We start from the raw sequence: 11,129 nt of genomic DNA, 5'->3' as shown, positions 1-11,129 counted from the left end.
CCGCCTGCCACACTCACCGTGATCATGAAAGGGAAGAGCCGAGGAGACCGATGCGCAAGATCATGCCCGCGGACTACGCGTGGGAGCCCGGCTGGCCGATGGAGATCTACACCGTCACCTTCGTCCGTGGCCTGGACGAGCGCGAGACGCTCCGGCGGTTCGGCGTGGTCGACGGCAACATCCATCCGGTGGACGACGAGGAGGTCATGGAGCGCGTCCTGGAGACCGACGGCTGCTGCGACATGGTGATGGTGACCCGGGCCGGTGACTGGACGATCGCCTATGAATACGACGGCTGGGAGGGGACCCGGCCCGAGACCCTGCGCGAGCTGACCCGCGACGGCGGTGAGGCCGTCTCCGTCATGCGCCATAACTACGCGGCCTCGCATGACTTCCAACACGCCGCGGACGGCCGGATCCGCACGGCCTTTCGCCCGCAGACGCCCCAGGAACGCTGGGGCAGCCACCCCGACGCCCTCAACGAGGACATGCGCGAGCTGGGCCTGGAACCCGAACCGGACGAGGAGTTCCAGTACCTGCCCGACTCCGTTCCCGCGGCCCTCGCCCTGGCCAGCCGTATCTCCGGAGTGCTGTTCACCCCCGAACTGCTGGGCGGGTCGCTGCTGGGCGGGGTCATCACCGACCGGGCTCCCGACGATCCCCGGAAAGGCGACCCTTTCGCCCGGCACGCCCTGCGGATCGTCAACCGGAAGCTCGCCGAGGCCATCGACGACGCCTCCCCTGACCTCCAGCGGCGGGCCGCGGTCGCCGAAGCCCGCCGCCAGTGCGGGGTGGCCGGCGTGGCCGACCATCCGGTGCTCGCCGCCGCACTGGCTTCGGCCGAGCGGGGCGAGACGACGCCGGTCGGGCACGGCTCCCCGCTCGCCGAGCTCATCCGCGGTTACGAGTCGGAGCTGACCGGCCATCCGATCGACGAGGCCACCGGCGAGTGGATGGCCGGCCCGTCCGCGGGTCCGCACCGCTCCCCGGACGGCGGGCGCAACATCTTCTCCTTCGACACCGCGACCGGCATGCCGGCCTGCCCGAGCTGCGGGTGGCATCACCGTCCGGGCGAGGAGGAGCGGGAGGCGGTCCGGCCGCGCTGGCAGGCGGCGATATCGACGCGCCATGCTCTGTCGCCCGACGCCAGGAAGGCCGCCTACGACGCCCACTTCAACCTGGTCTACGGGGATCGGGTCATGGCCGACCCCGATCACGCGGCGGCCGTCATCGCGACGCTGCGCGCCGCCTCGACATAGCGGGCCCCTGAATCTCCAGGAACGGCTGTCCCGCTGTTCCTCCATCCCGCGGTCCTTCTCGTCACTTCGCCCCTGGTCGCACGGACCCGGGGGAGGGTCTGCCTTCTCTGCTACCGAAAATCTGTAGTGACGACGGTAGACATTTGCGATGGGGGAGGGTAGGGTTTCTGGCATCGCAAGGGACGGATCCACGAGGGCAGAGCAGTATCAGGCATCACGACGAACTGCCCGGACGCACGTGGACAGCAGAAGATGAGGTAGATGGACGGCAGAAGGTCGGACGTGCCGGGGCCGACGAGGTTGAAGGGTCCTGGCCGTGGACGCGCTGCCGGAGCAGTGGCAGATGAAGTCGAAGTAGAGATAACGAAGGGAGCGTTGAACGCCATCAGGATCGCCCGTCGTCGGCTGAAGTTCGCCGCACGGGTACCGCACCTCCACGGATTGGATGGTGGTTTACGGTCACGCATACGCGATCCCCGCACCCCCGCCTTCTCGGGAGGCCGGTGCGGAAGCAGTGAACCGGTCACAGGACCGGTAGATGGTGTTGAACCTCAACTGGGCCCCGGCGCATCATGGCGCCGGGGCCCCTGTCGGCGTTAGGGAAGGTTTTATGGATCAAACAGTCACCCACCCCCGGAACACCGCCGGGAAAGCGAAGACGGAGGCGGCACGGACGCCTTCCGATACGGCCGACGACAAGCCCGGCCAAAAACTCGACGATGAGAACTACCCCGCCTACAGCATGGGCCGGGCAGCGGAGATCCTCGGCGTCACCCCGGCCTTCCTGCGCAGCCTGGGCGCAGCCAAGCTGATCGAGCCGCAGCGCTCCGAAGGCGGCCACCGCCGCTACTCGCGCTACCAGTTGCGTCTGGCCGCCCGCGCCCGGGAACTGGTCGACCAGGGCACCGCCCTGGAGGCGGCCTGCCGCATCATCATCTTGGAAGACCAGCTCACCGAAGCCCTGCGCATCAACGCCGAACTGCGCCGACGCGGCTGACCGGCCACCCGCCTCGCCGCGCCCGGATCCGCGATCCGTCCCGCCTTCCGCTACCGGGTGCCGACCACCCGGTGCGAGGCGGCGTCGGGGCGGGGGCCGGGATCAGAGTCGGAACATGGACAGACGAGCGGTGCAGAGGGTCTGCTCGGCGCCGTACTCCTCGAACGTGCTGACGGGGCGGAAGCCGAGGCGGGTGGCGAGGTTCAGGGATCGCGTGTTCGCGGTCTGGGTCGTGAGCAGGACCGGCTGGTCGGGGAGTTCGCCGGCCGCGGCGCGCAACACGGCCGTCGCGGCCTCGAACGCGTATCCCGCGCCCCACGCGCCGCGCCGCAGTTCGTAGCCCAGCTCCAGTTCCTCGCCGTCCCCGGTGACAGGCCCGGGGCTGCCGGCCGACCGGCGGGAGAGCATCACCATCCCGATGACCCGGTTCGTCGCGTTGTCCGCGATGACGTAACTGCCGGGCCTGGTCGTCGCGTCGGCGGCCAGGACCGAATCGAAGTGCTGCTCGACCTCGCTCCGGGGCCGGGGACCACCGATGTACGCCCGTACGTCGGGATCGGTCGAGAGCTCGATGAGCCCTTCACGATCGGTGTCGAGCAGCGCTCTGCGAAGCAGGAGCCGCTCCGAGGGGATCTCCGCGGCGGACAGTGTGGGCGATTGGCTCATAGGCCCGTGATCATAGAACGCGGGACCCCTGTCCGGGGACGCCTTACCCGCCCGTGCCCGTGGAGTTCGCGACGAACCCGTCCGCTCCGGAACGGGGTGTTCAAGGCGCCACGTTTCCGGGAGGGGCGTTCAGGGCGCTACGTTCGCAGCCGCCCGGCGCGGGACTCCAGGTAGCGCTGCTCGGCGATGCTGGCGGTGGCCTTCGCCGCGCGCCGGTAGTGCTCGTACGCCCCGGCCGCGTCGCCGGTCTTCTCCAGCAGGTGAGCCCGTACGGACAGCAGCCGGTGGTGCCCGGCCATCCGCTCGTCGCCGTCCAGCGTGGACAGCAGGTCCAGCCCGGCCGCCGGGCCCTCGACCTCGGCGAGCGCGATCGCCCGGTTGAGGGTGACCATCGGGTTGGGTGCGATCCGCCCCAGGATCAGGTAGAGCGCGTGCACCTGCCGCCAGTCGGTCTCCGCGGCCGTGGCCGCGGCGGCGTGCGTGGCGGCGATGGCGGCCTGCAGCTGGTACGGCCCCAGCGCCGGGCCGGCCAGCGACGCCTTGACCAGCTCAAGGCCCTCGTCGATCATCTCGCGGTCCCAGCGCGTACGGTCCTGCTCGTCCAGCGGCACCAGGTCGCCGGCCGCGGTCGTGCGTGCCGTACGGCGGGCGTGGGTCAGCAGCATCAGTGCGAGCAGCCCGGCCACCTCGCCGTCGTCGGGGAGCTGCGCGTGCACCATCCTGGTCAGCCGGATCGCCTCGTGCGCGAGGTCGGCGCGGTGCAGCTCACTGCCCGAGGAGGCGGTGTAGCCCTCGTTGAAGACCAGGTAGAGCACGTGCAGGACGACCCTGAGCCGTTCCTCGCGTTCCGGGCCTTCGGGCAGGCCGAACGAGCTGCCGGCGGCCTTGATGCGCTGCTTGGCCCGGCTGATCCTGGCCGCCATCGTGGCCTCCGGCACCAGGAACGCGCGGGCGATCTCGGCGGTGGTCAGGCCGCCGACCGCCCGAAGCGTCAGGGCGGTCTGGGAGGCCGGGGTCAGCGTCGGGTGGCAGCACAGGAACAGCAGGACGAGCGTGTCGTCGGTGTCCGGCACGTCCTCGGGCACAGTCTCGGCGGTGGCCGTCGCCGTCTCCCGCTCGCGGCGCGCGTGCTCGCTGCGGATCTGGTCGATGAGCCGCCGGGACGCGACGGTCACCAGCCAGCCGCGCGGGTTGTCCGGCACCCCCTCGGCGGGCCACTGCACGGTGGCGGCGAGGAGGGCCTCCTGGACGGCGTCCTCGCATTCCTCGAAACGGCCGTGCCGGCGGATCAACGTGCCGAGGACCTGCGGCGCGAGCTCGCGCAGCAGGTCCTCGATGGGTGGTGCGGTCACATCTCCAATTGTCCATCGGCGAACATGACCTGGCGCACCTCGATCCCCAGGCCCTCGACCGCGGCGTCCGGGATCTGCGCCGCCAGCTCGATCGCCCGCTCCTTGTTCTCGCAGTCGACGAGGTAGAAGCCACCCAGGTACTCCTTCGCCTCCAGGAAGGGGCCGTCGGTCACCACCGGCTGGCCGTTGCGCACGGACACCACGGCGGCCTGCGACGGGTCGGCCAGCGCCTGCGTGGTGATCAGCTCACCGGACCGCTTCAGCATCTCGATGAACCTGCCGTGGCCGTCGCCGATCGCGGTCTTCTCCTCGTCGGTCAGCGCGTCCAGCACGGCCGGGTTGATGTGCATGCTGATCAGGAACTGCATCCCGTACTCCTCGTGGTTCGCGGGCCCCGTCCGGGCCCTTCGCCGGTCGGTCGGAGCGGCCGCCGCCGTCTTGACATCCCCGCCGGAACTTTCGCACAAGATTTTCGCCGCCATGTCGCGAGGGGCCTTTCGCCGCCGCGCCGCGCCGCAACGCCGCAGTACCGGCGTGCCGCCGGGGCCTCCGGGGCCGCCGTCCCGGGTGACCCCCGCCGTACGTGGCGGGCACCGGCGATCGCCCGCCGTACGGATGTCAAGAAGTCCCCGGCCGCTCCGACCAAGCGGCGAGACGTCGAGAGAACAGGGGTTTTCCGATATGAGAGTCGACCGGGCATGGCTGGGACTGGCGCTCCTCACGCTGCCGACACTGCTCGTCGCGATAGACGCGACGGCGCTGCTCCTCGCGCTCCCGCAGCTGAGCGCCGATCTGGGGGCCACCGGCGTCCAGCAGCTGTGGATCAGCGACGGCTACGGGTTCATGGTGGCCGGGCTGGTCATCACGATGGGCACGCTCGGCGACCGGATCGGACGGCGGCGACTGCTGCTGATCGGCGCGGCGGCGTTCGCGGTGCTGTCGGTCGCGGCGGCCTTCGCGGCCGACCCGCTGATGCTGATCGTCGCGCGGGCGCTGCTGGGCGTCGCCGGAGCGACCCTGGCGCCGTGCACGCTCGCCCTGATCACCAACATGTTCCGCGACGAGCGGCAGCGCGGGAAGGCCATCGCGATCTGGGCGACCTGCCAGTTCACCGGCGGCGCGCTCGGGCCCGTGCTCGCCGGGTTCCTGCTCCAGCACTTCTGGTGGGGGTCGGTGTTCCTGATCGCCGTACCGGCGATGGCGGTGCTGCTGCTCGCCGGGCCGTTCCTGCTGCCGGAGTTCCGCGACGACCGGGCCGGCGGCCGGCTGGACCTGCCCAGTGTCGGGCTGTCGCTCGTGGCGGTGCTCGCGATGGTCTACGGCGTCAAGCAGCTGACCGTCGAGGGCGTGTCGGCCGTGCCCGCGGTGGCACTCGTCGCCGGCGCGGCCGTCGGGGTCGTGTTCGTACGGCGGCAGCTGCGGCTGGAGACGCCGCTGCTGGACCTGAGGCTGCTGCGCAACCGCCCGTTCACAGCCGTGATCGTCGGGCTGGTCTTCGCCGGTGTCGCCATGGCCGGTACGGGGCTGATGGTGACCCAGTATCTGCAGGGCGTGCTGGGCTTCTCGCCGTTCACGTCGGCGGTGCTGTTCGCGCCGATGGGCCTGGGAGTGGCGGCCGGCACCATGGCCGCGCCGACGCTGACCCGGTGGATGAGGCCGGCGACCGCGATCGCGGGCGGGCTGGCGGGGTCGGCGCTGGGCGGCCTGCTGCTGGTCGGCGTCAGCGGTGACGGTGGCGTCGGCGGTGTGAGCGCCCTGCCGCTGGTGATGACCGGCATCGCCGTACTGGCGCTGGGCACCGGCCCGCTGTTCGCGCTGGGCACCGGGCTGGTCCTCGGGTCCGTGCCGCCGGAGCGCGCCGGTTCGGCGGCGTCGATGTCGGAGACCGGCAACTACTTCGGCGGCTCGCTCGGCTTCGCGCTGCTCGGCGTGGTGGCCGCGGTGGTCTACCGCGACCGGATGGGCGGCACGTCCGACTCGCTGGCCGCCGCGCTCGCCGCCGCCGAGCGCCTTCCCGCCGGGCAGGGCGCGGAGCTGCTGGATGCCGCGCGGGAGGCGTTCACCGCGAGCCTGCACGTCACCGGCGTCGTCACCGCGGTCATCTTCACCGGGCTGGCCGTACTGGTCCTGACGATGCGCCCAGCGGCCCAGGACACCCCGGCCGCGCTTCCCGAGCACGAGGCGGCTCACTCGTAGCGCCCCGGCGTCCGGCCCGGGGCGTCCCCCGGCCGGTGGCAGCCCACGGCCATCGGCCGGGTCCGCGGACCCACTCGCCCATCTCATGGCGGTCACGAGACGACGCCCTCATGGCGGTCACGAGACGACGTCGCGAACCGCGGGCGGCCTAACCTTCCGGGTAGAAGAGGAACAGCGTGCAGCCCGTCGTCGTCTGCGGGACGTGCGAGCTGCCCGCGGGGGCGTGGATGAAGGAGCCGGCCGGGTAGTCTCGGTCGCCGTCGTTGAAGACGCCGGAGACCACGAAGACCTCCTCGGGACCCGGCTCGTGGACGTCGATCCCCTGCCAGCGGGTGTTCGCGTCCATCTCCAGCACACATGCCTTCGCCCCATTGCTCCCGGTCCACAGCATGCGGGCACGGATGCCCGGGAAGATCTCGCGGACCGGGGCGTCCTGGACGGAGGACCACACGTAGGCGGGCGTGTTCTGTTCTGTCGTCATGAGATCAGCCTGACGGGCACCACGCCGCCCGGCCGAGTGTCAGGAAAGACATCCTGAGGTACTTTCCTGCCATGCATCGGATGGTGGCGCTCGTCCGTCCGCCGCAGTCGACCTTCGAGCTCGCCTGCGCGGCACAGGTGTTCGGGATCGATCGGCCGGGCTTTCCGACGCGGTACGCCTTCGGCGTGTGCACGGAGCGCCCCGGCCCGGTCGCGACGTACGCCGGGTACGACATGCTCGTGACCGACGGGCTGGACGCGCTCGACCGGGCGGACACCGTGGTCGTCCCGGGCTGGCTGCCCGCCGGGGAGCCGCCCTCACCCGCGGTCGTCCGGGCGCTGCGCCGCGCGCACTCCCGCGGAGCGCGGGTGGTCAGCATCTGCTCCGGCGCCTTCGCGCTGGCGCACGCCGGTCTGCTGGACGGACGACGGGCGACCACCCACTGGGCGCTGGCGGGAGAGCTCGCCGCGCGTTTCCCGAACGTCCGGGTCGATCCGGACGTGCTGTACGTGGACCACGGTGACGTGGCCACCAGCGCCGGAGCCGGGGCCGGATTCGACCTGTGCATGCACCTGGTCCGCAGCGACCAGGGCGCCGGGTACGCCGCGCATGTCGCGCGGACCATGGTCATGCCGCCCCACCGCGAGGGCGGGCAGTTGCAGTACTCGGCGCCGCCGCACCCCGCCCAGATCGACGGAACACTCGCGCCGTTGCTGGAATGGACCACCGGGCGACTCGGTGAGCCGGTGACCGTCGAGGGCATGGCCGCGCACGCGGGCGTCTCGACGCGCACTCTCGCCCGGCGGTTCGCCGAGCAGCTCGGCACCAGCCCCGGGCAGTGGCTGCTCGCCCAGCGGATCGCCACGGCCCGCGACCTGCTGGAGTCCTCCGACCTCCCGGTGGACGCCGTCGCCCGCCGCGTCGGCCTCTCCTCGGCCACGAATCTCCGCAGGCGCTTCCTCAACACCCTGGGCACGACACCGGGCGCCTACCGCCGGGCGTTCCGGGCCGCGCCGGGTGCGCGGCCATCGGAACGGGGAGGGCACTGAGCCCGTGGTGACCGAAGGTGCGGCGAGGGCAGGTTCGGCTCCCGACGGACGACGCGGTCGTTGGTTTCGGCGGGCGGTCCGGTGGTCACGCGTCAGTACGCGGCACGGCGCGGGGCGGCGGTGGAGCGGCGCGTGAGGTGCGGCTGCGCCGTGGGGTTCAGGGCACGGGCCGGTACGGCGGAGCGGCGCGGCGAGCGCGGGTCGCCGGGACGGGCGGTGGCGACGGTGAGGGAGGCGGGCAGCTTGATCTGGATCGGCTTTCGCATATGAGCCCTTCGTAGAGGAGTTTTCGATCTCGCGGGGTCGTCGCCCGGCGGCTAGGCGGCGCGCTGGAACCAGGTCACCTGCGCCCCGTTGCTGAACGACTCCCGCTGGACGGGGGTGAAGAGCGTGGGGTCGAACCCGCCCTGGAAGGCCGGGATGCCCGCGCCGGCGACCACCGGGTACCACTTGATGATCAGTTCGTCGATCTCCGGAAGCAGCGCCCCGGCCAGCTTGCCGCCTCCGGCGAGGTAGATGTCCTTGCCGGAGGATTCCGCCTTGAGTTCGCGGACCAGCCCGACGGGGTCGCCGGAGACGAGTTCGACCGACGGGTCGTCGATCTTCTCCAGCGTCGAGGACACCACGTACTGCCGCAGGTGGGCATAGGGGCTGGTGATGTCGACGTCCAGGGCGGGCCGGTAGGTGCCGAGGCCCATCACCACCGTGTCGAACCTCTTGCTGGGCGCGTCGGCCAGGCCGACGTGCGCGCGGATGTGCGTGGGGATCACCTCGGGGTACCGCTCGTTCATCCACGCGGCCATGTCGTCGCTCACCGGGTAGAAGTCGATCTCGTCGCCGGGGCCGGCGATGTAGCCGTCGATGGAGACGCCGACGTAGTAGACGAGCTTTCGCATACTTGGTCACTCCCTATGTAGTACTTCAGTTGAAGTGGTGCAAACGTAGTACTACGCCGTTAGGCTGTCAACATGCGAAAGAACGACCAGCGCAGGAACGCGCTCCTCGACGCGGCCATCGAGGTGCTGGCCAAGGAAGGCGCGCGCGGCCTGACCTTCAGGGCGGTCGACGCCGAGGCGGGCACCCCGGTGGGCACGGCCACCAACTACTTCGCCAACCGCGACGACCTGCTCATGCAGATCGCCGAGCGGGTCTACCAGCGGTGGATGCCCGACGAGGCCACCTGGGCGGCCGCGAAAGCGGGACCGCAGGACAGGGCCAAGGTGGTCGAGCTGATGCGGGAGACGGTCGGGCGGGTCGCCGGATTCCGCAGCGGCTATCTCGCCATGCTGGAGCTGCGACTGGAGTCAACCCGGCGGCCCGAGCTGCGCGCCGTGCTCACCGAGAGGGTGCGCGCGGATGTGGACGCGAACGTCGCCTATCACGTGGAGCGGGGCCTGCCGGGAGATGTGATCTCGGTCAAGCTCCTCATGCTGGCGCTCAACTGGCTGATCGTGGAGACGCTGACGCTCCCGGAGCTGTTCGCCCCCGAGGAAGTGGACGAGCTGGTGGTCAAGGCGGTCGAGCGCAGTCTCGCCGTCACCTGACCCCGAGGACCGGTCCGAGACCACGGGGGCGCTTCCGGAGACTCGGCTCAGCCCGCGGTCAGGCCGGCCCGCCCGCCGGTGCCCGCGTCAGCGCCGGTGTCGGCATCGGCACCGGTGTCCCACAGGTCGGTGCCATGAGACTCGACGAGGGCACGGATGCGGGCCAGCGCCTCGGCGGCGGGCAGCCCCTCCGGCCGGCGGCCGTCGCGCAGCCGCAGGGCGACGTGGCCGGCGGCGGCCTCCCGGGCACCGATGACCGCCTGGTAGGGCACGAGGCGGGCCTGCCGTACCCGGGCGCCCAGGCTGCCGTGCTCCGGCCCGGCGACCTCGGCCCGCAGCCCGAGATCGGCGCAGCGTTCGGCGAGCGCGGCGGCGTCCGGCAGCTCGGCGTCGGACACCGGGAGGACCGCCACCTGGACGGGGGCGAGCCAGGCGGGGAAGGCGCCGCCGTGGTACTCGATGAGGTGGGCCACGGCGCGCTCCACGCTGCCGATGATGCTGCGGTGCACCATCACCGGCCGATGCTTGGCGCCGTCCGCGCCGATGTAGTGCAGGCCGAACCGTTCGGGCTGGTGGAAGTCGACCTGGACGGTGGACAGGGTGGACTCGCGGCCGGCGCCGTCGGCCACCTGGATGTCGATCTTGGGACCGTAGAACGCCGCCTCGCCCTCGGCCGCCTCGTACGGCAGGCCGGAGCGGTCGAGGACCTCGGTCAGCAACTCGGTGGAGCGCCGCCACAGCTCGGGGGCGGCGACGTACTTCCCGCCGGGACCGGGCAGGGACAGCCGGTAGCGGGCCGGGCTGATGCCGAGCGCCCGGTACGCCCGGCGGATCATCTCCAGCGCGGCCCCCGCCTCGTCGGCGACCTGCTCCAGGGTGCAGAAGATGTGCGCGTCGTTGAGCTGGATGGCCCGGACGCGGGTCAGCCCGCCGAGCACGCCCGACAGCTCCGAGCGGTACATGCCACCCAGCTCGGCCATGCGCAGCGGCAGCTCACGGTAGCTGCGCGAGCGGGAACGGAAGATCAGGGCGTGGTGCGGGCACAGGCTCGGCCGCAGGACGACCTGCTCGCCGCCCAGGTCCATGGGCGGGAACATGTCGTCGCTGTAGTGCGACCAGTGCCCGGAGATCTCGTACAGCTCCCGCTTGCCCAGCACCGGCGAGTACACGTGCCGGTAGCCGGCTCTCCGCTCGGCCTCGCGGATGTACTCCTCCAGCGCGTGCCGTACGGCCGCGCCGTCGGGCAGCCAGTACGGCAGGCCCGAGCCGATCAGCGGGTCGGTGTCGAACAGGCCGAGCTCGCGGCCGAGTCTGCGGTGGTCGTGCATGGCGGTCTCCTCGCGGATGCGGGTCCAGGAGGCGAGCGACCGCAAGACGAAGCCCCGGGGCACTCGCCCCGGGGCTTCGGATCAAGACATCTGTCAGCGCGCCGGGACACTCTCCGGCGTCGTCGTCATGGCGGCACGCTGCATACCGAAAACGGTAGCAGAGCGACGTCCCCGCTTCCCAGCCCCGAGATGCCGGCCGCTCGACATCGTGAACGCGTCGCGTCCGCCGCGAGAAAGGCACTGGCCGGGCGGCCGGT

Annotated in this window: 12 protein-coding genes; 5 read left to right on the top strand and 7 right to left on the bottom strand. The window is 71.6% G+C overall.

Going from position 1 to position 11,129, the window contains the following annotated elements; all coding sequences use genetic code 11:
• Positions 1-50: 50 nt before the first annotated feature.
• Together ACQP10_RS34585 and ACQP10_RS34580 are read left to right on the top strand one after the other, a co-directional pair.
• The gene (locus ACQP10_RS34585) at positions 51-1,259 is read left to right on the top strand and encodes a DUF6461 domain-containing protein (protein ID WP_346018765.1); all 1,209 of its coding nucleotides are present in this window, start codon (positions 51-53) and stop codon (positions 1,257-1,259) included.
• A gap of 742 nt (positions 1,260-2,001) precedes the next feature.
• Positions 2,002-2,256, top strand: coding sequence for a MerR family transcriptional regulator (locus ACQP10_RS34580; protein ID WP_428837511.1), 255 nt, complete (start codon positions 2,002-2,004; stop codon positions 2,254-2,256).
• A gap of 102 nt (positions 2,257-2,358) precedes the next feature.
• Here ACQP10_RS34580 and ACQP10_RS34575 read toward each other — a convergent pair whose 3' ends face one another.
• The 3 genes from ACQP10_RS34575 to ACQP10_RS34565 all read right to left on the bottom strand — a co-directional run bounded on the left by ACQP10_RS34575 (position 2,359) and on the right by ACQP10_RS34565 (position 4,642).
• Complete coding sequence (locus ACQP10_RS34575; RefSeq protein ID WP_346018766.1) at positions 2,359-2,922, bottom strand: GNAT family N-acetyltransferase; 564 nt, start codon at positions 2,920-2,922, stop codon at positions 2,359-2,361.
• 137 nt (positions 2,923-3,059) lie between these two features.
• Positions 3,060-4,274 (bottom strand): RNA polymerase sigma factor, encoded by a 1,215-nt coding sequence (locus ACQP10_RS34570; RefSeq protein ID WP_399501476.1) that lies wholly within the window; start codon positions 4,272-4,274, stop codon positions 3,060-3,062.
• The gene (locus ACQP10_RS34565) at positions 4,271-4,642 is read right to left on the bottom strand and encodes a YciI family protein (protein WP_179825917.1); all 372 of its coding nucleotides are present in this window, start codon (positions 4,640-4,642) and stop codon (positions 4,271-4,273) included. The genes ACQP10_RS34570 and ACQP10_RS34565 overlap by 4 nt, the downstream gene beginning before the upstream one ends.
• 313 nt (positions 4,643-4,955) lie before the next feature.
• Between ACQP10_RS34565 and ACQP10_RS34560 the strand changes: the two genes are divergently transcribed.
• Positions 4,956-6,470 (top strand): MFS transporter, encoded by a 1,515-nt coding sequence (locus tag ACQP10_RS34560; RefSeq protein WP_433540425.1) that lies wholly within the window; start codon positions 4,956-4,958, stop codon positions 6,468-6,470.
• 148 nt (positions 6,471-6,618) lie between these two features.
• Here the strand turns inward: ACQP10_RS34560 and ACQP10_RS34555 are convergent, their stop codons facing one another.
• On the bottom strand, positions 6,619-6,951 hold the full coding sequence (locus ACQP10_RS34555; RefSeq protein ID WP_433540424.1) for a cupin domain-containing protein: 333 nt from the start codon (positions 6,949-6,951) through the stop codon (positions 6,619-6,621).
• Positions 6,952-7,031: 80 nt separating this feature from the next.
• On the opposite strand from ACQP10_RS34555, the gene ACQP10_RS34550 reads away from it, so the two are divergent.
• On the top strand, positions 7,032-8,000 hold the full coding sequence (locus ACQP10_RS34550; protein ID WP_399501553.1) for a GlxA family transcriptional regulator: 969 nt from the start codon (positions 7,032-7,034) through the stop codon (positions 7,998-8,000).
• A gap of 92 nt (positions 8,001-8,092) precedes the next feature.
• On the opposite strand, the gene ACQP10_RS34545 is transcribed toward ACQP10_RS34550, so the two are convergent.
• Together ACQP10_RS34545 and ACQP10_RS34540 are read right to left on the bottom strand one after the other, a co-directional pair.
• Positions 8,093-8,266, bottom strand: coding sequence for a hypothetical protein (locus tag ACQP10_RS34545; protein WP_346018770.1), 174 nt, complete (start codon positions 8,264-8,266; stop codon positions 8,093-8,095).
• A 51-nt stretch (positions 8,267-8,317) separates the two neighbouring features.
• Entirely contained in the window at positions 8,318-8,896 is a 579-nt protein-coding gene (locus ACQP10_RS34540) for a dihydrofolate reductase family protein (RefSeq protein ID WP_346018771.1), read from the bottom strand.
• Between the two features lie 72 nt (positions 8,897-8,968).
• Here ACQP10_RS34540 and ACQP10_RS34535 point away from each other — a divergent pair, with 72 nt between their 5' ends.
• Positions 8,969-9,544: a TetR/AcrR family transcriptional regulator gene (locus tag ACQP10_RS34535; RefSeq protein WP_346018772.1), complete on the top strand. Its 576-nt coding sequence runs from the start codon at positions 8,969-8,971 to the stop codon at positions 9,542-9,544.
• Between the two features lie 47 nt (positions 9,545-9,591).
• On the opposite strand, the gene thrS is transcribed toward ACQP10_RS34535, so the two are convergent.
• Positions 9,592-10,935 (bottom strand): threonine--tRNA ligase, encoded by a 1,344-nt coding sequence (thrS, locus tag ACQP10_RS34530; RefSeq protein ID WP_346018773.1) that lies wholly within the window; start codon positions 10,933-10,935, stop codon positions 9,592-9,594.
• Positions 10,936-11,129 lie beyond the last annotated feature (194 nt).

Source organism: Streptosporangium sandarakinum (assembly GCF_050942225.1).
In the GTDB taxonomy this organism is placed as follows: Bacteria; Actinomycetota; Actinomycetes; order Streptosporangiales; family Streptosporangiaceae; genus Streptosporangium; species Streptosporangium nondiastaticum.
Note: the sequence above shows the minus strand (reverse complement) of the source record. Positions and strands in the feature narration are given on the sequence as shown.